Raw genomic sequence first — 25,960 nt, 5'->3', positions numbered from 1 at the left:
TGTTCAACCTCCAAGCGGTGAGAGGGATAATTCGTCAGATGGTTCGGCCAATGCTTAAGGCACGTAATGCCGGAGACTAGGCCACTTGAGCAGCGCCACAGCGGTTCCGGCGATTAAAAATCGATTCAGCTGCGCACTACCGACCGTATGCGATTCATGTTGGGCGCCAGAGGGTCGTTGCACGCTGATCCGAGTGTCAATGGATTTGGATCGGCATGAGTCTCTATCGAGTTCATTGCGATTGTCCTACCGGCGGCCCCTAGGGGCGCTCACCTCTGCGGTCGCCGCTGTCCGAGTGACGTTGTCGGCGACCTCGCGTTGCCAGTACTGGTTTGCGTGTTCAGTGTTGACTTCCATTTCGAATCGATTCGTCATATCAGAAGTGACCTCGGCGAGGTCCACATAGAACTGCTCATACCAGCGCCGATGTTGATAGACCGCGCCATCCTCCTCGGTGAGTAACGGGTTTTCGATGGGCGATTTCTGTTTCCAGATCTCAACATCTTGCAGGAAGCCGTGTCCGAAGGAGCGGCTCATGGTGGCAGCTAGCTTTGTGGCCTTGTCGGCGGGCAGTCCGGGGACTGCCCGCACCGCCACGCCCCACTGCAATAGAAATGAGTCGTGGGTGACCGGGTAGTGGCAGTTGATCAGGACGACTTCGAGAGTGAAATCAGGTGCGACGTCGTTGCGTAGCCAGTTGATCATGTACGCAGGTCCAAAGTATGCAGCCTCTGAACGTAATTTCGTTCCATCCCAAAGCTTCTCGTAGTCTGACGCGGTGGCCGGGCGTGCTTTGGATTCCATGAACTGACTGGCGATGTGGCCCTCGGTGACGTTCTTGAAATACGTCGGATATGCGTGATGGATGTAAAAGAAGTGCGCCATATCAACGTTGTTGTCGACGATCTCGCGGCAGTGCGATCCCTCGATCAGAATCGTATTCCATGACCACGGTGACCAGCTGCCCTCGTCATAGCCTTCTATGGTGGGTGGCAGTAGGTCCGGGGGTGGGGTCGAACCTTCGGGGTCGTGCCACACCAGCAGTTGGCCGTTGACCTCTTGGCAGGGCCAGCGCCGGGTGCGCGCCAGCCGCGGCGTTCTGCGAGCGTAGGGCACCAGGGAGCAGCGTCCGGTCGCGTCTCATCGCTGGTGTAAATGGTCACGGGCGTAGGTTCCGTCGCAACCGACGAAAGCTATGAAGGAGGGGCTACGCCCGTGACCAAGCGAGTATCGCCGATTGAGCGTGTGCGTGTTGAGATGGATCAGTTGTTCGCCGCGACCGAGCGGCCGTTGACCGAGATTTTGGAGGAGGTCGGGCGGTTATCGGTGCGTCTGGTGTTTCAGGTCGCCGTGGAGGCCGAGGTAGAAGCAGTGTTGGGCCGAGCCCGTCACCAGCGTCGGGTTCAGGACGGCCCGGGCGGGTACCGCAATGGGTATCAACCGCCGGCGACGGTGAAGACCACGATGGGCTCGGTCGAATTATGCCGCCCGAAACTACGCGACACCGACGAGCGGTTCTGTTCGCGGCTATTCGGTGCCGGGGTGACGCGCACCCACGCTCTGGAGGCGTTGGTGATTTCGGGATGGGTGCGCGGTTTGTCGGATCGCGACATCGAGGCCGCGTTGGCCGAGGTGCTGGGCTCGCAGGCGGCGTTGTCGCGCTCGACGGTGAGCCGGATTTGTGCGGCCATCAAAGACGAGTTCGCTGCGTGGTCGTCTCGACGCCTTGATGAGCTGGTGTTGGACTACCTGTTCTTGGATGCCTCGAACTTTCGGATGCATCCCAACGCCCCGGCCGAGCCGGTGCTGGCCGCCTGGGGCATCTGCACCGACGGCAAGCCCCTGTTTATTGGGCTGGCCCCAGCCGCAGCGGAGTCGGCTGATGCGTGGGCCGACTTCTTGGCTGACCTGAGGAACCGGGGACTACGCCCGCCGCTACTGGGCATCTCCGACGGGGCGCCGGGCCTGATCGCCGCATGGGAGACCACGTTTCCGGCAAGCCTGCGTCAGCGGTGTCTGATCCATCGCTGCCGTAACGTCATCGCCAAGACACCTGTCGCGGTCCAGGACGAGATCAAAGCCGCGTTCTGGTCGATCTTCGATGACATTGACCAGCCACCCGGCCAGCAGGCCGTGGATGAAGCCACCCGCCGCGCCGAGGAGTTCACCACCACATACCGCGGGCTCTACCCAGCCGCGGTCGCTTGCCTGGCCAACGACTTCGCCTCGCTGAGCGTGCATTTGCGCTTCCCCCGCCAACACTGGACACGCATCCGCCATTCCAACCTCATCGAACGCACCTTCGGAGAATCCCGTCGCCGGGTCAAGGTCATCGGCCGCCTACCCGGCGAAACCAGCTGTCTGTCGCTGGTATGGGCCGTCCTCGACCGCGCCAGCCGCGGCTGGCGCGGAGTCACCCAAACATCAGCGACCAGCCGCCACCTCCAAGAACTACGCCACCAACTGCTCGAGCCACCCCGCCCACTGCATCCCCCCACCACAACAACCACGACCGACACCACCGCCGCGTAACATGACCACCAGGAACATGCGCCCAGCGTTTTTACACCAGTCCTAAGACGCCACCCAGCGTCCGGTGGAGCCTTGCCATCGCCAGTCATGGAATGGACACGCAACTGTGTCACCTTTCACGGTCCCCTGCGACAGGTCGGCGCCCATGTGCCGGCAGTAACCGTCAAGTATGTGCAGCGTGCCGACGTCGTCAGCGAACACCACCAGTTTGGTGCCGAATGCAATGACGCCGTGCGGCTGACCGTCGCGAAATTCTTCCGCGAGGCCTAGGCAGTGCCAGCCGCGGGCGAAACGATGCATTGGCGGACCGGGATCGATCTGACGGATCTCTGTCGTTTTCGTAACCATGGCCTTCTTTGCTTGGTTGAGCCAATCAGATTAATATCTAAGCACAGTAGCTTAGTTTTGCAGGTGTTCCTACGATAGATAGCTGTGAGTCGTGGGCAACGCGCCAGAAATGAGATCCTCGATGCCGCGGAACGTTTGATCGCTGAGCGCGGCATGCAGGTGTCACTCCGCGAAATCGCCGTGGCGGCAGGGCAGCGCAACCACTCGGCGGTCAATTACTACTTCCACAACCGCCAGGAGCTAATCGATGCCGTGGTGGATCGCCGGCTGGAGCCAATGGAGCGCGAACGCGCGTTGATGCTCGCGGTGTTGGACGTCGACACCCGTACAGATATCCATGCGCTGCTGCGGATCATCGTACTGCCCTTGATCACTGTGCCCAGCCGGTATTACGCCCGCTTCCTACAACTAGCTGTCATGGATCTCAATACCGATGCGTATCAGAGACAGGGGGCTGTGTGGCCACAATTGCTCGAAGAACTGGCCCGCGCGATACCCACTAAGGATCCCGATGCTCGCCGCCGCCGGATAAATGCAGTGGGGACGTCCATGTTCGCTCTGCTGTCCGAACGTGAGCGCACCGCGCACAGCGATGCCGCCGGCGTTGGCAGCGCTGAGGACATCATTGGGATGCTGGCCGCAATGCTCACGGCACCTCTTCCGGGGCCCGATATCCCGTAATTGGAGACACAGTGCTGACGCATGGCGTATATCCAATACAGCCGGCGGCGGTGCTAAAGTGACCAGCTCTTTTGCCGTCGGCGCGCGCCGGAGGGGGTTTCTTGGTTTGGTGTGTTGGTTTAGTCGTCGGTGGTGGGTTGGTTCATTTCGGCTTGGAAGAGGCGGTATTGCTCGGCGCGGCCTGGTCGGCGTTTGACGATGAGCCAGCCGGTGGTGAGGAGCAGGAACCAGAGGGGGAAGCAGGCTAGGGCGATGGCGGTTTGGGGTTTGGTGGTCAGTGTCCAGATGACGAAGGCGAAGAAGGTGAGCACGGTCCAGCACATGGTGGGGCCGCCGGGCATTTTGTAGGTGGATGTGGTGTGGCGGTGTGGGTGTCGGCGGCGGTAGGTGAGGTAGCTGATGATGATTAGGGTCCAGACGAACATGAATAGTAGTGAGGACAAGGTGGTGATGAGGGTGAAGGCGCCGATGATGGAGCCGCCGGTGTAGAGCAGGGGGATGGAGGTGAGGAGTAGGGCGGCGGTGAACAGGAGTGCTGGTGCGGGTACGCCGCCGCGGTTGAGTCGGCGAAATGTTGCTAGTGCGCTGCCTTCGTCGGCGAGGCCGAAGAGCATTCGTCCGGTGGAGAAGACTCCGGAGTTGGCTGAGGAGGTTGCTGAGGTGACGACGACGAAGTTGACCACTGATGCTGCCACGGTGAGTCCGGCGAGGGAGAACATGGCCACGAAGGGGGATTTGTCGCTGGAGATTTGGCGCCAGGGTACGACGGTGAGGATGGCTAGTAGGGCGCCGATGTAGAAGATGACCACGCGTAGGGGGATGGCGTCGATGGCGCGGGGCAGGGTGCGTCGTGGGTTTTTGGTTTCGGCTGCGGCGGTGCCGACGAGTTCGACGCCGACGAATGCGAAGAAGGCGATTTGGAAGCCGCTGACCATGCCGGTGAATCCGGTTGCGAAGAATCCGCCGTCGTTCCAGAGGTTTTCGATGGTGGCTTGGTTGCCGTGGGGGGAGACGAAGTGGGTGGCTACCAGGCCGGCGCCGACCAGGATGAGGCATAGGATTGCGGCGATTTTGATTAGGGCGAACCAGAATTCGATTTCGCCGAAGTTTCGGACGTTGAAGAGGTTGAACGCCAGGATCAAGGTGACGGTGACCAGGGCGGGTAGCCAGGTTGGTATGTGGGGCCACCAGAATTTGGAGTATCCGGTGATGGCGACGATGTCGGCGATGCCGGTGACTACCCATGCGAACCAGTAGGACCATCCGATGAAGAAGCCTGCGGCGGGGCCGAGGAGGTCGGAGGTGAAGTCGACGAAGGATTTGTAGTTGAGGTTTGACAGGAGTAGTTCGCCCATGGCGCGTAGTACGAAGAACATGAAGAAGCCGATGATCGCGTAGACCAGCAGGATTGCTGGGCCGGCTAGCGAGATCGTTCGTCCTGATCCCATGAATAAGCCGGTGCCGATCGCGCCTCCGATTGCGATCAACTGAATGTGGCGGTTAGCAAGGCCCCGATGTAGATGCGGGACCTCTTGCCCAGCAGCAGAATCAGAATCAGAAGCGGCGGCAGCGACATCGCTTGACATGAGTGGCGTCCTTATCGGCGACAAAGCGTCGGTTGGGCGCGATCGCCATAACCGCGGACGGGTGCTACTCGGCGTTGCTTCATCGGCCAGGCCGCTCTTTTCACAGGTACGCCTTTCGAACTTCTCGTGCAGAACTGGTCATACGCTGGCGATCATTTACATCGGTGGTCGAACATACCGCTGTTAGGCCAAATCGCGTTCAACTGGCCGTGTCAGCTTCGCGAAGCCAAGTAGGTTGGCCTTCGAGATGAGCACTGCTCCGGCCGCCAGATCGATTCTGGTTAGCGTCGAGACAGAAGAGGCCAACATCTTTGCTGGCTGCAGCCGTGTCCTAGCGCTTCCGGAACGTGTCGATGGCGTCGACGCTGACGCCGGATGCGCCGTTGATTCGGACCACAGTCACCGACGCGCAACTCACCATACTCGACGCACCCGGTGGCTATCGCTGCGTGATTGCGAATATAAGGACACGTCTTCGATCGTCACCGAGAACACGCGTGGCAACGTTCCTCGAAGGTCGCAGGCTGCCATCGCCAACCGTGGCATTTATGCGGACTTTTCGACCGCGGGCTGCCGCCCCTCTTGTCGTCGAGCAGTATTCCTATTGCGGTGGCCGCGGGTCAGCAACGCTAAGAGAGCCACACGCCTTGGCGGATGCTATAACGCAGGTATGTCTGGAACCGAGCACGTCATAGACCATGTTTCCGATACCGCTCGTTGGACAGCTTTGCATCGGGCAACCGAGTCCGCACGTCAGGATGCTCTATTTGAGGATCCACTAGCCGAACGTCTCGCGGGGGCAAAGGGCCGCGCTATCGTCGCACGGCTTCCACGGTGACCCGTAACGGTTGGTGGCTAGTTGCGCGCACCAAGATCATTGATGACGCTATCGCCCAGGCTATAGCCGACGGCTGTGACCGAATATTGAATCTGGCTGCCGGCTTGGACACCCGACCGTACCGCTTGGCTCTTCCGGCCGGGTTCACGTGGGTGGAAGCGGATTTGCCGGGGTTGCTCGCGGAAAAAACGAAGCTGCTGGCCGCCGAGGAACCACGATGCGAGTTAACCCGTACCGCGGTCGACCTCTCAGACGCGCGTGCCCGCGGTGCCTTCTTAGATGACGCGCTCGCCGGTGCTGCCAAAGCGCTGGTGCTCACCGAAGGGCTGTTGATGTATCTCGAGGACCGCGATGTGGTGGCGCTCTCGCACTCGATCAAGCGGCCCGAGGTGGCTTGGTGGATGCTTGACTTCGCGGGTCCGGGCCTGAAGAAGGTTATGAACAAGACGGTGTCCGGCATTGGGGAGAATGCGCCCTTTTCCTTCGCGCCCGACAACGGGCTGGCCTTCTTCGAAGATCTTGGCTGGCGTACCGTCGAGGTGGAATCCCTGCTTGTGGCAGCGCGACGGTTCCGTCGCTTATCGTGGTCTATGCGCCTGGCCGCTTTGCTGCCCCAGCCCGATCCACGTTGCCCTGGTAGCCGGCCTTGGAGTGGGGTTGCTTTGCTTGTGTCGTGAACTGGGCGGTAGCGGTTGTTTCACCAGACCGTCAGCTTGCCCCGCGTCCAGATATGGGCCGCTAGCCCAGGCAGCGGTCGGAGTGATCAGGACAGCATTGTCAGGCTGGCCCGAGTCGTCGTGGAGGCGATGAAGTGCTCCACGATGTCGGCTACCGCCGCTGGCTCCTCGACATGCGCAAAGTGTCCGACGCCCTCAAGAATTTCGAGGCGACTGCCTGGCACTGCCTCGTGGGCGGCGTAGGCGTGCGAGACCGGAATGATCCGGTCGTTATCGCCCCAGATCAGTAGCGCGGGCAGATCGGCTGCGACATGAAGTTTGTTTAATGCGCTAACTGATTGGCCACGGTAGTCGACCACTGACCGCAACGTTCGCAAGAACGCCGCGCGGGTTTGCGCATCCGACAACGAAGAGTACGCCTGCCACATTTGACCTGCGCTTGGCGCTCGAATGCCCGCAGAAGTCAGCCACGATCTAAGCTTGTTACCCAGGTTCAACACCGGTTGCGGTGCGACGATCGGAAGCACGAACTCGGCGCCGGGGGCAGACAGCAACCGCAGTACCGGACTGAGGTCAGGGCCTAGGCCGCCGCTGCCGATCAGGACCAATCGTTCGCAGTAGTCCGGATGCTGGTAAGCGAACTGCATCGCGATACCGCCGCCCAGGGATTGGCCGATCACCGTTGCCTTGTCTATCCCGAGTTTGTCGAGGAGATCGCGCAGCCACGCCGCAAAAGCACCCAGCGAGTAGTCGCCGCGCGGCTTCGCGGATTCACCGTGGCCCAGCAGGTCCGGAGCGACCACTCGGTAGCTCTTGGCCAGCCGCGGGATGATGGCCTGCCAGGTGCTCGAACTACCGGCCATCCCGTGAACCAGCAGCAGCGTGTGGCCGTTGCCGGCATCGCGATAGGCGATGCGTTCTCCGTGCAGCTCTAGGTATGTCACATCGTTCATGGGCAACCGTTTCATCCAGTTGGCGGTAGGGCACAGTCAAGTAGGCTGCAGAGCATCCCCGACGTCGCGCATCGCTGATAGGGGCAGCACACTGCTGACGGTACGCACCCTACGTCCCAGTCGGTTACCTGCCAGCAATACTGTGGTTGGTCTCACGTCGGCGATGCTCAATGGCGCCCGACGGGCAGCGCGGTAGCGGTTCGGTGACGCACCATACACCGAGCCACGAATCCCCCCTTGTATTCACAGCAAACTCACGGCTACGGCTCACCATGTTCACGGGTCGGCTGGGCATCATGGAATTTGCCAAAGCGAAAAACCAGCAGCTTCGCGGGTTTGCTAACCAGGGAGCACAGCTGAACAGAACGACTCTGAGAGGAGTTCACCAGCGTGGCAAATAGTGCAAATACATCAGAAGCGACCGTGATTTCCCTTGAATCGCACCCGGTGTGGGCCGCTGCCCAGCGCCGGGAACAGCAACGCAAGCAAGACATGCTCCGTCATCCGGCGTTTCTGGCTCAGCAGCGTGCGGCCACTGCCGGTGCGGACGTCGGCATGGCTTCTGCTCCTGGCCTCAGCCTGTGTCATAGCGTCGAAGCCCCAGCCTGAAGCCCACCGACTTCGGCAGCCCAGCGCCGATGAGAACCTGCCGGGAAGCAGAGCGATCTCCTGTTTCCCGGCAGTCATCGCGTTGCTCTATGATTTTCGCGTAGTCGACTTGGGTGGCCTAAGAGCGGCGGTGACGCCGAATTTGCCCACTTAGTGGCCGAGGTTTGTCTCACCCGTAACCTGCCTGCGATGGCCGCGAAGCACGCTTATCTTCATGGCGCCGGCTGCGATTATCTGCGCGCTGACGATGGCACTGTGGGTTGGCTACCAGATAGGCCGCAGTGCGGGCTCGAGTTCGTCGGTGTGGCGAAGGCGAGCGAAGCGAACGCTCGGCACGTTTGTAGTCAGTTTGATTGTGTCGATTGTCGTTCGTCGTGTCCGGAGATCGTTTCGGCAGAAGACGCGCAGTTCGGGTGGGTCGGTGTCTTGGGTTCGCTCGCCTTGGGCGACACTTACCAGGGGGCGTGGTCCGTGCGGGCAATACCGTTATCTGCGAACCGTCGCCGCGCCTCATGCCAGCTCTTGGGCGTCGAGTGTGTTGCGGGTGAGGCCGAGTATTCGCGGCTTCCGGGATTGCCGGCGGGGAGTGTCGCCTGCCCGCCGGAGTAGCCGACGTTCAGCCGCGTCGGGCTGGTGAGTCACAATATGCCGTGCTCATTTTGCGCATCGGTGCGGTTGGGGCCGATTGGATAAAAAAGATCTCGCTCACCGAGTCGGGTTCACTAATGACCAGGTCCGCGTAACAGGGCGGCGGTCCGGTCCGGTACAAAAGCCCAGTGATGGCGCTCACCACCAACGATCAGAAAGCAGATACCTATGCCTGAAGCCACGACAAGAACTGTTTCCCGCGGCCAAAATCTCAGGATCTGGAACACGCTGGCCCAGCTGCCGGGCGGTCGTTGGCTGTTCAGCCAGGCTGTGTGTTGGAAAGTGCCGTACTTTCGCAGCGTTCACCCCACGGTTACCGCGCTGGAGCCGGGGCGCTGTGAGGTCACTGCTCCCAATCGGCGTAGCAGCCACAATCACCTCGGCACGTATCACGCCATCGCCTCGTGCAACCTCGCTGAACTGGCCGGCGGGCTGATGACCGAAGCCACGATTCCGTCGACGCACCGCTGGATTCCGGCGGGCATGACTGTGGAATACCTTGCGAAGGCGGCCACCGACATGCGTGCCGTCGCCCTGCTTGAAGAGGTCCCCGACTTCGGCGACCAGCCATTCACCCTCGTGGTGCCAGTCGACGTTCACACCGCCGACGGCACAGTTGCTGTGCGTGCCCGTATCAGCATGCATGTCTCGCCCAGAAAGTGAGTTCAGTGTCGAGCGACGTCGTCAAAACGCTCGTCGAACTGCGACCGCAATGGCCGAACGATCCAACGTAACCCAATGACAACCCCGTGGGAGCGGCGCAATCGGGCCCCGTTGTGTCTTCTGCGGCGGGCGGTATCGGAAATGGCTAGCGCTGTACTTCGGCCGGTTGGTTTCGAGAAGCGTTCACATCGAGCGGGGACCACATTGGCAGCACATTCGCGCAGGCCAGCAGACGCTAGGCGAAGGTGGATTCGCGATCCGGCTCGGGACCGAACTTGAACCGCCGGCCGGTGATCTCCAGAGCAACCACCCGCACGTAGAGTGGCTTCAACGTCTTTACCATCGGCAGTAATTCCGTATCTTGAGCTTCTAGTATTTCGTCGGTGGCCGACAAGACATGCGCGCGGCCTTTGATGACAACACTCCAGCCCTCGTCGACCGTATGGTTGTCGGCTTCGAAAGCTACTCGATCGTTCATCACGGCGCTAAACAGTTTGGTGCCCTGAGCGGTTCGGAACAGTACTGTCCGACGCTGGACGGCAAAGTTAACCGGGAAGACTTCGGGTTGTCCGCCTAGGATTGTGACCAATCGCCCTAATCGCACACTTGATAGCAGGCTCCAACTCTCGTCTTCGTTGAGCGCGGCAACCGGGTCGTGATCTGCGGACATGCTTCAGCCTAACGCGTGGGGAGGTCGCGTCTCATCGCTGGTGTAAATGGTCACGGGCGTAGGTTCCGTCGCAACCGACGAAAGCTATGAAGGAGGGGCTACGCCCGTGACCAAGCGAGTATCGCCGATTGAGCGTGTGCGTGTTGAGATGGATCAGTTGTTCGCCGCGACCGAGCGGCCGTTGACCGAGATTTTGGAGGAGGTCGGGCGGTTATCGGTGCGTCTGGTGTTTCAGGTCGCCGTGGAGGCCGAGGTAGAAGCAGTGTTGGGCCGAGCCCGTCACCAGCGTCGGGTTCAGGACGGCCCGGGCGGGTACCGCAATGGGTATCAACCGCCGGCGACGGTGAAGACCACGATGGGCTCGGTCGAATTATGCCGCCCGAAACTACGCGACACCGACGAGCGGTTCTGTTCGCGGCTATTCGGTGCCGGGGTGACGCGCACCCACGCTCTGGAGGCGTTGGTGATTTCGGGATGGGTGCGCGGTTTGTCGGATCGCGACATCGAGGCCGCGTTGGCCGAGGTGCTGGGCTCGCAGGCGGCGTTGTCGCGCTCGACGGTGAGCCGGATTTGTGCGGCCATCAAAGACGAGTTCGCTGCGTGGTCGTCTCGACGCCTTGATGAGCTGGTGTTGGACTACCTGTTCTTGGATGCCTCGAACTTTCGGATGCATCCCAACGCCCCGGCCGAGCCGGTGCTGGCCGCCTGGGGCATCTGCACCGACGGCAAGCCCCTGTTTATTGGGCTGGCCCCAGCCGCAGCGGAGTCGGCTGATGCGTGGGCCGACTTCTTGGCTGACCTGAGGAACCGGGGACTACGCCCGCCGCTACTGGGCATCTCCGACGGGGCGCCGGGCCTGATCGCCGCATGGGAGACCACGTTTCCGGCAAGCCTGCGTCAGCGGTGTCTGATCCATCGCTGCCGTAACGTCATCGCCAAGACACCTGTCGCGGTCCAGGACGAGATCAAAGCCGCGTTCTGGTCGATCTTCGATGACATTGACCAGCCACCCGGCCAGCAGGCCGTGGATGAAGCCACCCGCCGCGCCGAGGAGTTCACCACCACATACCGCGGGCTCTACCCAGCCGCGGTCGCTTGCCTGGCCAACGACTTCGCCTCGCTGAGCGTGCATTTGCGCTTCCCCCGCCAACACTGGACACGCATCCGCCATTCCAACCTCATCGAACGCACCTTCGGAGAATCCCGTCGCCGGGTCAAGGTCATCGGCCGCCTACCCGGCGAAACCAGCTGTCTGTCGCTGGTATGGGCCGTCCTCGACCGCGCCAGCCGCGGCTGGCGCGGAGTCACCCAAACATCAGCGACCAGCCGCCACCTCCAAGAACTACGCCACCAACTGCTCGAGCCACCCCGCCCACTGCATCCCCCCACCACAACAACCACGACCGACACCACCGCCGCGTAACATGACCACCAGGAACATGCGCCCAGCGTTTTTACACCAGTCCTAAGACGCCACCCGTGGGGAGTTGCGGGCGGGGCGAGCTGTGATGGTCGACAGCGACGTTGGATTGGCCCGACGTCGATTATCTCGTTTTCCCGCAAAACACTCCAAGACGAAGCGGTCTCACCCCGCAGTCAAGTCCTAGCGTCCTGGAAGGCCTCGGCGAACCGGCTGCGCTGGGCCAACGCTTTTAGCCGCGGCAGTTCCCGTATCGGCGCATAGCCACTGTAGGCGCGGTCGCGCGCCAACAACGCGGACAGGACATGGAAGCCTTCGTCCGGGTTGATTGCTGCGCCGGCTTGTTCAGCGAAGGCGGTTGAGCGACCCACCTCGGCCCACTCTGCCCAGGCGACGCAGTTCGCCGGTAAGTTGAGGGCTCTTCGCCAATGGGCGAACGCGTCGAGCCAACTATTGGCCGCTGCGTGGGCGACTTGGCCCGGCGAACCGACCAGCGCAGCTGTGGACGAGAACATGCAGAACCAGTCCAAGTCGTGTCCGGTGCAAGCCTCATGCAGATGCCAGGCACCGGTGACTTTGGGTGCCCACACCCGCTCGATGAGTTCGTCGGTAGTTCTGACCAAGGTCGCGTCGTCGACTATTGCGGCAGCGTGCAGCACACCACGCACGCTGAGGCCGGTGGCCGTGGCAGCGGCCACTAATCGCCGCGCGGTTTCAGGTTGGGCGATGTCCCCGCATTCCACTACCACGTCGCAGCCGAGCGAACGAATCATTTCTATTGTCTCAGCGGCCTTTTGATCGGGCATGGAGCGGGCGTTGAGAACGATCCGGCCTGCCCCGGCGTCGGCCATCTTGCCAGCGATAAACAGGCCCAGACCCCTCAAGCCGCCGCTGACAATGTAAGCGCCGTCCGCGCGGAATGTCTGGGCTTGTTCTGGCGGGATTACCGCAGCCGTGGCGCCGGACTGGTCGATGTTGAAGACGATTTTGCCGACGTGTTCGTCATCGGTGTCGCGGCGCAATGCGGCAGCTGCATCATCTATCGGTCTGTGGTTGATCGGCGGCAGTGTGAGGTCGCCAGCGGCTACACCATCAAAAACATTGCGCAGCAGTTGGTTTAACACATGCGGATGGCTGCGCGTAAGCAGGCTGAAATCCACCGCGAACAGCGACAGGTTGCGTTTGAAGGGGGCCAGGCCGATCCGGTGGTCGCGGTCTATGTCATCTTTGCCAAGTTCAACAAACCGGCCGCCGAGAGCCAACAGGTCGATGCTAGCTCGCTGCGCGGCACCCGGAAGGCTGTTGATAACGATGTCGATGCCGTATCCGTTGGTGTCGGCGCGGATCTGTTCGGCGAATTCGGTCGTGCCGGAGTCGTACACATGGGCGATGCCTTGTTCGCGTAGCGCAGCGCGTCGTTTCTCGCTGCCGGCAGTGGCGTATATGTCGGCACCGGCGGCGCGGGCGACCGCTATTGCCGCCTGGCCCACCCCGCCGGCACCTGCGTGGATTAGCACCTTGTCGCCGGGCGCAATCCTGGCCAGATTGTGCAGGCTGTACCAGGCGGTCGCAGTCGCGCAGGGCAGTGCCGCGGCGTCCGACAAGGCGATGTGCGGGGGCACAGCGATGGTGTGCGCGCTGTCGGCGATCACGAAATTTCCCCAGCATCCGTGTTGCGAGATCCCCGCTACCCGGTCGCCGACACGATGTTCGACAACGTCGGCACCAACCGCGGTGATCGTTCCGGCAAAGTCCAGTCCCAGCTGTTGTTGGTGGTTGCCGAATGACCGATACCGACCGCGTGCGACCAACACGTCAACGAAATTCATCGACGATGCCTCGACTCGTACTTCGACATGGCCAGGCTTCGGAGTCTGGCGCGGCGAGGCGACTACTTCCACTGTGTCGGGGTCGCCCGCGTTGCTGACTCGCATACGCCAGCCTTCGCTGGCGTTATCGGCCAGCGTGTGGCGTCGATCCGCTGCTGTCAGCGGGGCTGGCCGCAACCTGGCACACCACCACTTACCGTCGCGCCACGCGATTTCATCCTCATCGCCGCCGAGGAGGATCTGTGGAGCGATCTGGCCCCAGCCGGTGACCATATCAACATCGATCCAGGTCGTGGCTAGTTGCGGATGTTCGGCATCGATAGCGCGTAGCAATCCACGCAGACCAGCGTGGGCAAGATTCGGTGTGTCACCATCGACAACGGCGGCGTTTCTTGTGTAGACAAACAGCCGCGGGACGGTGTCCTTGTATTCCGCGACAGCTCGCGCAATGCGAGTAACCCATTTCACGTGTTTGCTGACTGTGGATTCTCTGTTGTTGTCGTTGCGGCCGACGACAACAACAACACCGGACGTACCGCGGGAATCACCGAACATGGTTAGTGCCGAGTGAAGTCCAGCCATCGCCGTGTATTCGTCGGTGGCGGTATCGTCATCCGTTGGAATCGTCAGGGTTTGCCAGCGGGCGCCGCATTCCTGAAGGGAAGCTCCTAGTCCGGCGGCGGCAATCTCTGAACCGGAGTCTGAGGCGAGCAGAAGCCACGCGCCAGGATGGCCGTCCTGCGGGCTGGAAAGGCTTTTCTGTACCCATTCGATGCTGAGCAGACGACTATTCATCGTGTGTGTTGCCAGCTCGGTCTGCGAACTGGTAGCGCGGAATCTCAAATCGGAAACGCGGAGCAAAACTGCACCTGAATCATCGAGAACGTCCACGTCGACCACGATTTCTTCGGCGGTGCATTGTTTGACCTGGGTGAAGCACTGCCGGGCTTTGGCGAGGTCGTCGTATCGCCGTATTCGGGCGATGTGGACGGGAAGAAGGAGAAGGCTGTCGTCGCCCCACTTTTTCGTTTCAGGGGTCGCAAGGCTCGATTGGAAACACGCATCCAGCAGCGCCGGATGGATGACGTAAGACTTTTGGGTGCGGTCGATGATCGTAGTGGCTTGTATCGCCGCAAGTAAGGTAGACAGGTGAGTATCGGCGGCATTATCGCTGAATCGCAATTCGGTGAGTCCGCGAAAAGAAGGTCCGTAGTCGATTCCGACCGCGCGGAACTTCGCCTGCATGTAATCGAGATCGATGACCAAAGGGTGGTTGATGCGTAGCGTCGCCAGATCGTACGGTTCGGGCCGGTGATCTGAGTCTTTCGCCGCTTGCAGGACTGCGCTGGCGTGCACCACATTCTCGCCTCCCCGGGCGGTGTGGACTCGGAAAAAGTGGCGACCTGTCTCGGAGGACATTGCTTCTGTAGACAGGTGCTGCCGCTCATCGACGACGAGCGGTTGCTCAAACCGCAGGTCTGTGACCTCACTGCTATCGCCAACAACGATTCCGGCGGCTGCCAGGGCCATTTCCGCGTAGGCGGAGGCCGGGAAAACCGGAACACCATGGACCTGGTGATCCTGCAGCCATTGCCGCGGCAGGAAGGCGGATCCCATTTCGGCTTGCCACAGGTGCCGTTCAGGTTCCTCCCGTAGGTGGATGTGGACGCCGAGCAGCGGATGGAGCGCATGAGCATGACCGGAGCGACGTTGCTGACCGGTTTCCCGCTTGAGCGGTATTCGGCGGTGTGACCAAGCTGGTTGGGGCACATCGACCAGTTGCCTATCGACCGGATAGTGTGCGCTGAAGTCGACGGTCGCGCCGTTCTTATACAGTGCGGCCGCGAATCCGGCCAGGCCGTTGGCGAGTGCGTGGTTTTCTGGCAGCGCAAGCAGTACGCAGAAAGAAGCTATATCCAGGCTTGCCGCGTTGTGGTTCACCGCGGGAGCGAGAAGCGGGTTCGTGGAGAGTTCTCCGAACACCCTGAAGCCGGCTCCGAGTGCGTCTTCCACGGCGTTGGAGAAGCGTACGGTATGCCGAAGGTTATTGCGCCAGTAGGCGGCGTCGAAGTGGGCGTGTTCGCAGGGATCGAACAGTGTGGTGGAGAAATAGGGAATTTCGGGGGATCGGGGGGCGATATCGGCGAGTTCTTCGGTTAGCAATTCGAGGATCGGGACAACTTGCGGTGAGTGTGGTGCGGCGTCTACGGCCACCACGTTTGCCAACCAACCTTGTTGAGTCCAGTACTCGACGAGGTGTTGTACGCGTTGGCGGTCACCGCTGACAACAGTCGAGGACGGTGCTGCCACGACGGCGACGTCAACGTTGTCGATTCCGCGTGAAGCTATGTCTGCGAGTACTTGTTGCGCCGGTAGCCCGACAGCTGCCATAGCGCCGCTACCAGCAACCATCGACATCAGTCGGGAACGGCGACACACAACGCGAACACCGTCTTGCAGTGACAGGCCGCCAGCGACAACAGCAGCAGCTACTTCACCCAACGAATGCCCGATCACTGCGCCCGCTTTTATCCCGTAGGTTGCGGACATCGTTTTTGCGAGCGCAACTTGGAACGCGAATACGGTTGGTTGGACCAGCTCGGTTCTGCTGGATGGTGAGACTGTCGTTAACTGCTGGGTGACGGAGAAAGAGGATTCCGCCCAAATCAAGTGTTCGAGTTCCCCTATGGTTTCTGCGAAAATCGGTTCACGGGCCAGGAGTTCTGATGTCACATCCGGTCGCTGGGAACTCTGGCCCGAGAAAATCCAGACCGGGCCATGCTTCTGGGGGGTGACTACCGTCGAGTGGTGGACATCGCTGGCCGCTAGCTGCAATCCGGCAGACAGCTCGCCACGATCGCGCGCTTCGATGACCGTTCGTACTGTGCGGTGGTGGCGCCGACGCGCCAATGTATGGCCTATGTCGTGGATCGATGTCCCGGGCTCGGTGTCAATCCAATCCGCGAGCTTCGCGCACTGCGCGCGCAACTGATCATCTGAGTTGGCGCTGACGGGGAAAAGCAACGATGCTCCGTTGGAGCGCTGCTTTTCTACCGGCGAGGCAGTTGCAGTGCGAGGTGCTTGTTCGACGATGAGATGCGCATTGGTGCCGGACAAGCTGTAACAGCAGACGGCGGCTCGTCGAGTTGTGTTAGATGACTTTGCTGGCCATTTTGTATTGTGCTGCGGCACAAAAAGTTTCGTGTCAAGCTGGGCGATCCCATCGGGTAGGCGTGTGAAGTGGAGATTGGCGGGAACCACGCCGTGCTGCAGCGACAGGATTGTTTTCAATAAGCCCAGCGGTCCCGCGGCGCTCTGGGTATGCCCAAAGTTGGTTTTTACCGAACCCAACACGCACGAGGACTGCCTTCCATAGACGGTGGCGAGGCTGGCGTACTCGATCGGATCGCCAACCGGTGTGCCTGTACCGTGCGCCTCAACGAATCCGATGCTGTCCGGGGCCATGTTGGCCGCGGCCAGAGCTTGCAGCGCCACCTGTTGTTGCGCCTGGCCGGATGGAGCGGGAATATGCGATGTGTGCCCGTCATTATTGGTCGCGGATCCCTTGATGACCGCCAAAACGCGATCACCATCAGCTAGCGCTGCGTCCAGTTGTTTCAGCACAAAGACAACACATGCTTCGCCGACGGTGAAGCCGTCCGCGCCAACATCGAACGCCTGGCAGCGCCCGGTGGGCGACAGGATTCCTTCGGTCGATCCGGCTGAGGCTGGCTGCGGATCTAACGTGATCGACACACCGCCAGCTATGGCGAGGTCGCTTTCCCCGAGATGAAGACTTTGGCGCGCTTGGTGTATCGCCACCAGGCCGGATGAGCACGCGGTATCAATCGTTACTGCCGGACCATGCAGGTTCAAGGTGCGTGAAATTCCACTTGAAGCAAAACTGGTCGATGTCACCCCAAACGAATACGGAGATCTTTCTGCTGCGTTGAAAATGCGCGGAATTTCACCGTCAGAATGGGCGATGCCAATGAAAACGCCGGTGTTTGATTCACGCAATGTTGCTGGGTCGATACCGGCGTGCTCAATGGCATCAAACGATGCTTCCATTAGTAGGCGGTGTTGCGGATCGATCGCTTCTGCTTCCCTCGTTGATAGGCCAAAGAAATCGGCGTCAAAACCGCTGACATCGTCTAGAAAGGCACCCCAGCTCGACTGTGTTCGACCGGCCGAAGCAGGTCCGGGGTTGAAAAATGTGTTTTCATCCAAGCGCTCGGATGGGAATTCTCTGACATAATTCCGACCCGAGAGTAACGCCTCCCATAATTGCATCGATGACGCAATTCCACCCGGTAGGCGACACGACATGCCAATGACCGCCGTATCCGACACCGAACCCCCTGTAGCCGCATCGACCCCACCCGCATGGGCGCCATGCGATATATCGTTAAGATGACAATGCCGATTGTAACAAAGGTTCATGTGGGGCGCGATTTAGCAGAGGTCGGCGGTGAAGGTGCTTTGTTTGGTGGTAGGCGGCCAGCTGATCAGGCCAGCTGGTGGTTTCCTGGATGCAGCCATCTGTGATGTTAGCGGTTAAGTCGGTGGCATCTACAAAGGCTTTGGCTGTGCGGTTGGTGTCGGCACCTGTTGGGGCGCAAAAGGTATTCTTGTTTCGATTGATTTGCTGACAGTTTGTATTTCTCTCCCAGTCTTGTATGGGGTAACTCCGCCGCGGCGGAATGTGGGGTTCATTACGATGTGGCAGGCCTGTATCACGAGTACCGCTTTGATCGAGCATTATTTCTTGTGACAGGATCAATAATTAAAGTGGTCGCGAAGGTTTTCCGCTATTATTCGTTTGTGCCGCCCGGAGGGGCCGGTAGTGTATATTGGAAAATGCTTAGCAGATTTGACCGGGAGGCGCCGACCGTGTGTATCGCCTTCTGGTAAATAGTCACCATTCTACTTTTCGCGGACACATATTACGACTCTTTCGAACCTCTATGAGAAAGTCATTGGATAGCGTTCAAATAGTTGAGGTCTGCACTAATTTGACGACCTATGGATTTAAGGGGTATTATTTTTGCGATGCAATAATATTGGACCGCCTTGATGACTCAAAATTTTTTGTTGCCTCCAGTGGTGTGAATCAATCGCGGAAATTGAATTTTGGGCGGCGGTTTTTTCGTGTTGAATGACGTACCAATTCGGGTGAGTGTGTTTAATGTCTGCGGGGTTTGGTTTCTGCTACACGTAGGTGCGTGAAATTCGTTGACAATGTATCCGGGTAGTAATTCGGTATCGACTAGAGCGGACCCGTAGGTCGGAGAGGTGGAGGTCGCAGCGACAATATCGTCTTTCGGCACGGCGCGGCTGGCTGCCGGTCAGTCGCTGCTACCGACGGTCCGTCTTCTCGGTGATTTATCGACAAACTGAGATGCGGCGAGGGTTTCTGGGTACGCTTTAGTCGCGAGTTGGTGGATGGTCGGCGCCGGAAGGGGCGACGTGTCACATCTGATGGTGGCGCCCGAGCTGTTGCTGTCGGCGACGGCAGATTTGGAGGGTATCGGTTCGGCGCTCAATGCGGCGAACGCGACAGCTGCTGTCCCGACCACTGCGCTGGCAGTCGCCGGCGCTGACGAGGTGTCGGCGGCTGTGGCGGCGCTCTTTGCTGGGTTTGGCCGCGACTATCAGACGCTTAGCTCGCAGGTCAGCGCGTTTCACCAGCAGTTTACGCAGGCGCTGAGCGCCGGGGCCGGGTCGTACGCGGCGGCCGAGGCAACAGCCGCAACGACCTTGCAGGGCGTGCAGCAAGACGTGCTCGGAGCGATCAATGCGCCGACCCAGGTGTTGTTTGGGCGTCCGCTAATCGGGGACGGAGCCGACGGGACAGCCGCGAGTCCGAATGGCGGGGCTGGCGGACTGTTGTATGGCAACGGTGGAGCTGGCTATTCGCAAACGGCTTCCGGGGTAGGCGGCGGGGCCGGTGGTGCGGCTGGCTTGATCGGCAATGGCGGTTCCGGGGGAGCCGGCGGAGCCAACGCAGCCGGCGGCGCCGGGGGGCGAGGTGGTTGGCTATTCGGCGATGCCGGAACCGGCGGCCCGGGAGGCATCTCGAGCGTCGTCGGAGCGCCCGGTGGAGCAGGCGGGGCGGGTGGTTCCGCGGGTCTGATCGGCGCAGGTGGGTTTGGCGGAGCCGGTGGTCTCGGTGACAGCGGGATTCGTGGCAGCGGCGGGGCCGGGGGCCAAGGCGGCTTGTTGTACGGCAATTACGGCCTCAGCGGGCCAGGCTCGGACGGCAGAACCGTTCCGCTTGAGATTCTTCATGTCACGGAGCCGATAGCACACATCTCCGTCAATGGCGGAGAAAGCACCCCGGTAATCGTTGACACCGGTTCCGAAGGTTTGGTTGTTCTGCCCCAGGACGTCGGGGGACTACCCGGAATACTCAGTATGGGCCTGCCCACCCAGTTGGGCCTCGGAGCGTACAGCGGCGGGCTGACCTATGCCTTCGCGTCGTATACGACGACAGTGGATTTCGGAAATGGCATTGTCACCGCTCCTACGAGCGTCAATGTCGTTCTCTTCTCCCTGCCAACGTCTCCGTTCGCATTGTCGGCATACCTCGACGCTTTTGTGACCAATCCGCTGGTGACTCCGTTCGAAGCGTATTTCGAGTCCACCGGCGCCGATGGGGTCTTGGGTATTGGGCCGAACGCGCTGGGTCCGGGGCCCAGCATTCCCACCCAGGCGTTGCCCGGTGACCTCAATCAGGGTGTCCTGATCAACGCGCTGGAAAATGAGCTGGAGTTCGGACCGAACCCGCTTACTCCCAGAGTCGAGGTCGTCGGAGCTCCGATTACCACGTTGTACGTATCAATAGACGGTGCCCCTGCGATCCTCGTTCCGTCGATTATCGACTCAGGCGGCGTGACGGGAACCATTCCGGCGTCTGTGATCGGGTCCACAACGTTGCCGGCGGGCACAAACATTGCGGTGTACGCAAGCGACGGTGCAACGCTGCTGTACTCATTCAACACCGACGAATACCGCCCAACGGTTATTTCATCAGGCCTGATGAACACCGGGTTTGGGCCCTTCTCGGTGCAGCCCGTGTACATCGACTACAGCCCCGCCGGTATCGGGACCACGGTTTTTAATCACGCAGCGTGAGGTTTCTTTGTTGCCGTTGGCGTCAGCGCTGCCTCAGCGCCACTTGATGCCGCATCCGATTGAGGGCCGCTGATCGGGGTTGATCGGCCGTCCGGCGAGGACGGCGTCGACCGCCGCTCGGACGTTGGCGGCCGTGACCGGCAGGTCGTTTCGGGGGCGCGAATCGTCGAGCTGACCACGGTAGACAAGTCGCCGGTCGCCGTCGAAGACGAACGTGTCGGGTGTGCACGCCGCGGAGAAGGCGCGGGCGACTTCCTGGGTTTCGTCGAATAGGTAGGGAAACGCCCAGCCGTGTCGGCGAGCCTCGGTCACCATCTCCTCGGGGCCGTCCTGCGGGTACGTGACGACGTCATTGCTCGATATACCGACCATCGGGACGCCTAGATCCGTGAGGTCTTTGCCGAGCGCAGCTAGCCCTGCGGCGATGTGCTGGACATATGGGCAATGGTTGCAGATGAAAGTGACCACCAGCGCGGGTCCGGTGAGCTGGTCAAGGCTGACCGTCGCGCCGGTAGCTGGTTGAGGCAGCTCAAACGACGGTGCAGGAGTGCCGAGGGCAAGCATGCTGGACTCGATGGCCATGCCCGCCAGAGTAATTGGTGTACCTAGAGGAGAAAACTGCCGGTTGCCTAAACAGCTGGCAAAGCCACCGTGCGGCCGGCCCATTCGTCGCGTAGTGGCGTGATCAGGCAAGCAGTTAGCGCGATCAGACAATAACGTGGCGTGACCGGGTCCTACTATGTAGGTCAACAACTGCGGAGGAGTCCCCATGTCTGTCGCGTCTTCCCAACGCACTGCCCTTGTCACCGGAGGTTCTTCCGGCATCGGCGAGGCCACCGCCAAACTGCTCGCGGTCAACGGCTTCACCGTCTACGCCGCCGCCCGCCGCGTTGATCGAATGCGAGACCTTGAGCACGTTGGTATCCACGTCATCGCGCTCGACGTCACCGACGATGAGTCCACCCGTAAATGCGTGCAAGCCATCGTCGATGCCGAAGGCGGTATCGATGTGCTGGTGAACAACGCTGGATACGGTTCGTACGGCGCGATCGAAGACGTCGCCATCGACGAGGCGCGTCGCCAGTTCGAGGTCAACATGTTTGGGCTGGCACGGATCACCCAGCTGGTGTTGCCCAGCATGCGTGCACGAGGCACGGGAGCCATCGTCAACATCTCCTCGATGGGCGGAAAGATCTATTCCCCCTTCGGGGCTTGGTACCACGCCACCAAGCACGCACTTGAAGGCTGGTCGGACTGTCTGCGGCTGGAGGTCGAGCCGTTCGGCATCGACGTCGCTGTCGTAGAACCCGGTGGCATCAAGACCGAGTGGGGAACCATCGCCGCTGACAACCTGGCGCGCGTCTCTGGGGCGGGCGCCTACGCCGAAAGGGCTGGTGAGACAGCGAAGTCCATGCGCAGTCTCTATGAGGGCAGCCACCTGTCGTCGCCGGATGTGGTGGCCAAAGCGGTCCTCAGCGCGGCAACGGCCAAGCGGCCGCGCACTCGCTACGCGGTCGGATTCATGGCTAAGCCCTCGATCTTCATGCGAAAGCTTCTCAGCGACCGCATGTTCGACCGGATCATCCGTCGCGCAGCCTGAGGTGACCGCGATGCGGAATTACTCCGTCGACTCCGGATGGCGGGTGATCCTGACTGATCTCGGGGTCGACGTCGCCGAGGTCCTACGGCGCGCAAACCTGCCCTCGGATCTGTTTAGCCGCCCCGATGCGCGGCTCACCGCCGTACAGTTCTATATGTTGTGGGCGGCGATACAGCAAGCATACGAAGGCGGCGATGTTGCCCTCGCCGTGGCTAGGACGGTGACGGCCGAGTCTTTCGCGGCGCCAATCTTCGCCGGCCTGTGCAGTCCGAACTTGCGGGTAGCCGCTGAGCGGATCGCGACGTACAAGCGGCTGCTATATCCGGTCACCCTAGGTATCGCGGAGGGGGAGACGCTGAGCGTCTGGGTGGAGTCGCGAGCGCCGTCGGAGCCGCCGGCCGCGCTCGTCCGCTTCGAGTTGCTGTTCTGGGTGACCTTGGCCCGCATCGGAACTCGACAACACATACGCCCGACGCGGTTGGTGCTATCCGAGGAGCCGCCAGACGCAGAGGCGCTGGCGGTGTTCCTTGGCGACAGTCGCGTAGAAGTAGGACCACATCCCGAAATCCACTTCAGCGTTATTGATGCCCGGCGGTCCTTTGTTACCGCCAATGACGCGATGTGGAAGATCTTCGAACCCGAGTTGCGCCGCCGCCTGGAGACACTAGACGCCGATGCCACGTGGGCGGACCGCGTGCACGCAGCGCTCCTCACCGCGTTGCCGGCTGGCCGCCGGTCCCTTGCTGAGGTCGCGGGAGAACTGCACGTCAGCCCGCGTTCGCTGCAGCGTTGGCTTGCCACTGAGGGCTACTCGTTTAGCGAGGTTCTCGACCGGACCCGTGAACGGTTAGCTCGCTACTACCTGACCTCGACCGAGCTTTCCGATATTGAGATCGCGTTCCTCATCGGCTACGAAGAGCTGAGTTCGTTTCATCGCGCCTTTCGCGCTTGGACCGGGCACACGCCTGGCAGCGTGCGCGCACGGCGTAGGGTCGACGCAGCTGCGGCAGACAGCGAAGTGCGAACCGCGTGAACGCTCCGTTTGGTCTGCCTGTGCGGCCGAATCCATGATCAACGGGGGCAAGCCGGCCGTTTCGCGTGACGCAAGGCCGTGGCTTGCAGCTGAGTCGTCGTCGACAGCGGCGCGACGTAGCCAGCTCGAACCTCAGACGCCTGCGGCGTCCCGGTACTTTCAGATTGATATGGCTATTGATTGAACGCGGCTGGTCGTTTCGCGAGAAAGGCATCTACCCCCTCGCGGCCGTCGGCAGCGTCGGCGCACTCGGCGATGAACCGGCCTTCGAACTCCATCTGTTCTTCGAGGCCGTTTCCTAGCGTGGAAAGCAGCAGCTTCTTGACGGCGGCGTTGGACTTTCTCGGCCCCGAGGCGAATTTGTCGGCGAGATGTGCGACCGCGGCAGAGAGCTCTGCGTCGGGGGTTACTGTGGTTACGAGGCCCCACTCAGCCGCCTCACCTGCAGTTAGCGTCCGATTCGTCAGCATCAATTCCTGTGCTCTGCGCATGCCGATAAGCCGCGGCAGATAGAACGTCGAGCTGCCATCGGGGCTCAACCCCACCTTGGTGTAGGCCATCGTGAACGACGCCGATTCGGCGGCCAGCACCAGATCGCCCGCGATGGCCAGGCTGAACCCGGCTCCGGCAGCCGCGCCGTTGACCGCGGTGATCACGACGGCGTCCATCCGGGCGAATGTCGAGATAGCCCGATGTAGGTCGTCGGCCAGGTGCTTGATGTAGCTGCCGCGGCTGGGCGCCGACGCAACCGATTTGAGATCGCCTCCGGCGCAGAAGAACCGCCCCGACCCGGTGATGACGACAACCTTTGTCGCGTCGGTGTCGCAGCAGCGTGCTGCGTCGGTGAGTTCGGCGACCATGGCGTTGTTGATGCCGTTAGCGGCGTCGGGTCGATTGAGTGTGATACGGCCAATCGGGCCGGACTGCTCGAAGGTGATGTTCTGATAGTCGGTCACGCCGGGAGTGTACCGAGCCGCGGGCCGACGGTATCGCAGGTACGTGTAGCCATCAGTATGCGATACCAGTGGTATCGATTTACTGAGTTGTGCGTGCCTACGTCCGTTGAGGGCACAGCGCAAAATGAAAACAGGACACGTTAGCGAACAGCCAATAAGCTGGATTGGTCGCGTCTCATCGCTGGTGTAAATGGTCACGGGCGTAGGTTCCGTCGCAACCGACGAAAGCTATGAAGGAGGGGCTACGCCCGTGACCAAGCGAGTATCGCCGATTGAGCGTGTGCGTGTTGAGATGGATCAGTTGTTCGCCGCGACCGAGCGGCCGTTGACCGAGATTTTGGAGGAGGTCGGGCGGTTATCGGTGCGTCTGGTGTTTCAGGTCGCCGTGGAGGCCGAGGTAGAAGCAGTGTTGGGCCGAGCCCGTCACCAGCGTCGGGTTCAGGACGGCCCGGGCGGGTACCGCAATGGGTATCAACCGCCGGCGACGGTGAAGACCACGATGGGCTCGGTCGAATTATGCCGCCCGAAACTACGCGACACCGACGAGCGGTTCTGTTCGCGGCTATTCGGTGCCGGGGTGACGCGCACCCACGCTCTGGAGGCGTTGGTGATTTCGGGATGGGTGCGCGGTTTGTCGGATCGCGACATCGAGGCCGCGTTGGCCGAGGTGCTGGGCTCGCAGGCGGCGTTGTCGCGCTCGACGGTGAGCCGGATTTGTGCGGCCATCAAAGACGAGTTCGCTGCGTGGTCGTCTCGACGCCTTGATGAGCTGGTGTTGGACTACCTGTTCTTGGATGCCTCGAACTTTCGGATGCATCCCAACGCCCCGGCCGAGCCGGTGCTGGCCGCCTGGGGCATCTGCACCGACGGCAAGCCCCTGTTTATTGGGCTGGCCCCAGCCGCAGCGGAGTCGGCTGATGCGTGGGCCGACTTCTTGGCTGACCTGAGGAACCGGGGACTACGCCCGCCGCTACTGGGCATCTCCGACGGGGCGCCGGGCCTGATCGCCGCATGGGAGACCACGTTTCCGGCAAGCCTGCGTCAGCGGTGTCTGATCCATCGCTGCCGTAACGTCATCGCCAAGACACCTGTCGCGGTCCAGGACGAGATCAAAGCCGCGTTCTGGTCGATCTTCGATGACATTGACCAGCCACCCGGCCAGCAGGCCGTGGATGAAGCCACCCGCCGCGCCGAGGAGTTCACCACCACATACCGCGGGCTCTACCCAGCCGCGGTCGCTTGCCTGGCCAACGACTTCGCCTCGCTGAGCGTGCATTTGCGCTTCCCCCGCCAACACTGGACACGCATCCGCCATTCCAACCTCATCGAACGCACCTTCGGAGAATCCCGTCGCCGGGTCAAGGTCATCGGCCGCCTACCCGGCGAAACCAGCTGTCTGTCGCTGGTATGGGCCGTCCTCGACCGCGCCAGCCGCGGCTGGCGCGGAGTCACCCAAACATCAGCGACCAGCCGCCACCTCCAAGAACTACGCCACCAACTGCTCGAGCCACCCCGCCCACTGCATCCCCCCACCACAACAACCACGACCGACACCACCGCCGCGTAACATGACCACCAGGAACATGCGCCCAGCGTTTTTACACCAGTCCTAAGACGCCACCGCTGGATTCTTGCGGTAGTTCGAGGATCATCTGCGATGTCGCATGGCGGTCCATTATTCGGTCACATGTTTGGTGGTGCCATAGCTAATTTTGCGGAGGACAGTCGGCTAACGACATGGCGCGGCCAGACCTGATGTTCTCCGGTGAGGAGTCAGCGG

General features: G+C 61.2%; 15 protein-coding genes and 3 pseudogenes. 9 read left to right on the top strand and 9 right to left on the bottom strand.

Annotated elements, in window-relative coordinates; translation table 11 throughout:
* Positions 1 to 246: 246 nt before the first annotated feature.
* A pseudogene (locus ACO07W_RS21065) lies at positions 247 to 1,131 on the bottom strand (3-ketosteroid-9-alpha-hydroxylase); the annotation flags it as partial.
* 126 nt (positions 1,132 to 1,257) lie between these two features.
* Here ACO07W_RS21065 and ACO07W_RS21060 point away from each other — a divergent pair.
* Positions 1,258 to 2,532, top strand: coding sequence for an IS256 family transposase (locus ACO07W_RS21060; protein WP_421840071.1), 1,275 nt, complete (start codon positions 1,258 to 1,260; stop codon positions 2,530 to 2,532).
* 69 nt (positions 2,533 to 2,601) lie between these two features.
* Here ACO07W_RS21060 and ACO07W_RS21055 read toward each other — a convergent pair.
* Positions 2,602 to 2,880: pseudogene (locus ACO07W_RS21055) on the bottom strand (Rieske 2Fe-2S domain-containing protein); the annotation flags it as partial.
* Positions 2,881 to 2,964: 84 nt separating this feature from the next.
* Here ACO07W_RS21055 and ACO07W_RS21050 point away from each other — a divergent pair.
* On the top strand, positions 2,965 to 3,561 hold the full coding sequence (locus ACO07W_RS21050) for a TetR/AcrR family transcriptional regulator (RefSeq protein WP_421845513.1): 597 nt from the start codon (positions 2,965 to 2,967) through the stop codon (positions 3,559 to 3,561).
* Positions 3,562 to 3,680: 119 nt separating this feature from the next.
* Here ACO07W_RS21050 and ACO07W_RS21045 read toward each other — a convergent pair whose 3' ends face one another.
* The gene (locus ACO07W_RS21045) at positions 3,681 to 5,147 is read right to left on the bottom strand and encodes an amino acid permease (protein ID WP_421841908.1); all 1,467 of its coding nucleotides are present in this window, start codon (positions 5,145 to 5,147) and stop codon (positions 3,681 to 3,683) included.
* 670 nt (positions 5,148 to 5,817) lie between these two features.
* On the opposite strand from ACO07W_RS21045, the pseudogene ACO07W_RS21040 reads away from it, so the two are divergent.
* Positions 5,818 to 6,662 (top strand): annotated as a pseudogene (locus ACO07W_RS21040) (class I SAM-dependent methyltransferase).
* Positions 6,663 to 6,748: 86 nt separating this feature from the next.
* Here the strand turns inward: ACO07W_RS21040 and ACO07W_RS21035 are convergent.
* On the bottom strand, positions 6,749 to 7,615 hold the full coding sequence (locus ACO07W_RS21035; RefSeq protein ID WP_421846149.1) for an alpha/beta fold hydrolase: 867 nt from the start codon (positions 7,613 to 7,615) through the stop codon (positions 6,749 to 6,751).
* A gap of 411 nt (positions 7,616 to 8,026) precedes the next feature.
* A complete protein-coding gene (locus ACO07W_RS21030) occupies positions 8,027 to 8,302 on the bottom strand; it encodes a hypothetical protein (protein ID WP_421845512.1) in 276 nt (91 codons plus the stop codon).
* A 738-nt stretch (positions 8,303 to 9,040) separates the two neighbouring features.
* Between ACO07W_RS21030 and ACO07W_RS21025 the strand changes: the two genes are divergently transcribed.
* The gene (locus ACO07W_RS21025) at positions 9,041 to 9,535 is read left to right on the top strand and encodes a hotdog fold domain-containing protein (protein WP_421845511.1); all 495 of its coding nucleotides are present in this window, start codon (positions 9,041 to 9,043) and stop codon (positions 9,533 to 9,535) included.
* A gap of 235 nt (positions 9,536 to 9,770) precedes the next feature.
* Here ACO07W_RS21025 and ACO07W_RS21020 read toward each other — a convergent pair whose 3' ends face one another.
* Positions 9,771 to 10,205, bottom strand: coding sequence for a pyridoxamine 5'-phosphate oxidase family protein (locus ACO07W_RS21020; protein WP_421845510.1), 435 nt, complete (start codon positions 10,203 to 10,205; stop codon positions 9,771 to 9,773).
* A gap of 148 nt (positions 10,206 to 10,353) precedes the next feature.
* Here ACO07W_RS21020 and ACO07W_RS21015 point away from each other — a divergent pair, with 148 nt between their 5' ends.
* The gene (locus ACO07W_RS21015) at positions 10,354 to 11,628 is read left to right on the top strand and encodes an IS256 family transposase (RefSeq protein WP_421840071.1); all 1,275 of its coding nucleotides are present in this window, start codon (positions 10,354 to 10,356) and stop codon (positions 11,626 to 11,628) included.
* Between the two features lie 173 nt (positions 11,629 to 11,801).
* On the opposite strand, the gene pks2 is transcribed toward ACO07W_RS21015, so the two are convergent.
* The gene (gene pks2, locus ACO07W_RS21010; protein WP_421845509.1) at positions 11,802 to 17,897 is read right to left on the bottom strand and encodes a sulfolipid-1 biosynthesis phthioceranic/hydroxyphthioceranic acid synthase; all 6,096 of its coding nucleotides are present in this window, start codon (positions 17,895 to 17,897) and stop codon (positions 11,802 to 11,804) included.
* A 1,026-nt stretch (positions 17,898 to 18,923) separates the two neighbouring features.
* Here pks2 and ACO07W_RS21005 point away from each other — a divergent pair.
* Complete coding sequence (locus ACO07W_RS21005; RefSeq protein WP_421845508.1) at positions 18,924 to 20,591, top strand: PecA family PE domain-processing aspartic protease; 1,668 nt, start codon at positions 18,924 to 18,926, stop codon at positions 20,589 to 20,591.
* A 33-nt stretch (positions 20,592 to 20,624) separates the two neighbouring features.
* Here ACO07W_RS21005 and ACO07W_RS21000 read toward each other — a convergent pair whose 3' ends face one another.
* The gene (locus ACO07W_RS21000; protein WP_421845507.1) at positions 20,625 to 21,173 is read right to left on the bottom strand and encodes a thioredoxin family protein; all 549 of its coding nucleotides are present in this window, start codon (positions 21,171 to 21,173) and stop codon (positions 20,625 to 20,627) included.
* Positions 21,174 to 21,360: 187 nt separating this feature from the next.
* Here ACO07W_RS21000 and ACO07W_RS20995 point away from each other — a divergent pair, with 187 nt between their 5' ends.
* Together ACO07W_RS20995 and ACO07W_RS20990 are read left to right on the top strand one after the other, a co-directional pair.
* Entirely contained in the window at positions 21,361 to 22,191 is an 831-nt protein-coding gene (locus ACO07W_RS20995; protein WP_421845506.1) for an oxidoreductase, read from the top strand.
* 10 nt (positions 22,192 to 22,201) lie between these two features.
* Positions 22,202 to 23,224: an AraC family transcriptional regulator ligand-binding domain-containing protein gene (locus ACO07W_RS20990; protein ID WP_421845505.1), complete on the top strand. Its 1,023-nt coding sequence runs from the start codon at positions 22,202 to 22,204 to the stop codon at positions 23,222 to 23,224.
* A gap of 173 nt (positions 23,225 to 23,397) precedes the next feature.
* Here ACO07W_RS20990 and ACO07W_RS20985 read toward each other — a convergent pair whose 3' ends face one another.
* The gene (locus ACO07W_RS20985) at positions 23,398 to 24,180 is read right to left on the bottom strand and encodes an enoyl-CoA hydratase/isomerase family protein (protein ID WP_421845504.1); all 783 of its coding nucleotides are present in this window, start codon (positions 24,178 to 24,180) and stop codon (positions 23,398 to 23,400) included.
* Positions 24,181 to 24,472: 292 nt separating this feature from the next.
* On the opposite strand from ACO07W_RS20985, the gene ACO07W_RS20980 reads away from it, so the two are divergent.
* Positions 24,473 to 25,747 (top strand): IS256 family transposase, encoded by a 1,275-nt coding sequence (locus ACO07W_RS20980; RefSeq protein ID WP_421840071.1) that lies wholly within the window; start codon positions 24,473 to 24,475, stop codon positions 25,745 to 25,747.
* Positions 25,748 to 25,960: the final 213 nt, after the last annotated feature.

This window comes from Mycobacterium sp., assembly GCF_965230835.1.
Taxonomy (GTDB): domain Bacteria; phylum Actinomycetota; class Actinomycetes; order Mycobacteriales; family Mycobacteriaceae; genus Mycobacterium.
The sequence above is the reverse complement of the archived record's forward strand: the minus strand, read 5'-3'. Positions and strand labels throughout refer to the sequence as shown.

Excerpts from the sequence above, each read along its gene's own strand:
- ACO07W_RS21060 (WP_421840071.1), top strand. The coding sequence starts at position 1,258 with ATGGATCAGTTGTTCGCCGCGACCGAGCGGCCGTTGACCGAGATTTTG.
- ACO07W_RS21045 (WP_421841908.1), bottom strand. The coding sequence starts at position 5,147 with ATGTCAAGCGATGTCGCTGCCGCCGCTTCTGATTCTGATTCTGCTGCT.
- ACO07W_RS21035 (WP_421846149.1), bottom strand. The coding sequence starts at position 7,615 with ATGAACGATGTGACATACCTAGAGCTGCACGGAGAACGCATCGCCTAT.
- ACO07W_RS21030 (WP_421845512.1), bottom strand. The coding sequence starts at position 8,302 with ATGACTGCCGGGAAACAGGAGATCGCTCTGCTTCCCGGCAGGTTCTCA.
- ACO07W_RS21025 (WP_421845511.1), top strand. The coding sequence starts at position 9,041 with ATGCCTGAAGCCACGACAAGAACTGTTTCCCGCGGCCAAAATCTCAGG.
- ACO07W_RS21020 (WP_421845510.1), bottom strand. The coding sequence starts at position 10,205 with ATGTCCGCAGATCACGACCCGGTTGCCGCGCTCAACGAAGACGAGAGT.
- ACO07W_RS21015 (WP_421840071.1), top strand. The coding sequence starts at position 10,354 with ATGGATCAGTTGTTCGCCGCGACCGAGCGGCCGTTGACCGAGATTTTG.
- pks2 (WP_421845509.1), bottom strand. The coding sequence starts at position 17,897 with ATGAACCTTTGTTACAATCGGCATTGTCATCTTAACGATATATCGCAT.
- ACO07W_RS21000 (WP_421845507.1), bottom strand. The coding sequence starts at position 21,173 with ATGGCCATCGAGTCCAGCATGCTTGCCCTCGGCACTCCTGCACCGTCG.
- ACO07W_RS20995 (WP_421845506.1), top strand. The coding sequence starts at position 21,361 with ATGTCTGTCGCGTCTTCCCAACGCACTGCCCTTGTCACCGGAGGTTCT.
- ACO07W_RS20990 (WP_421845505.1), top strand. The coding sequence starts at position 22,202 with ATGCGGAATTACTCCGTCGACTCCGGATGGCGGGTGATCCTGACTGAT.
- ACO07W_RS20980 (WP_421840071.1), top strand. The coding sequence starts at position 24,473 with ATGGATCAGTTGTTCGCCGCGACCGAGCGGCCGTTGACCGAGATTTTG.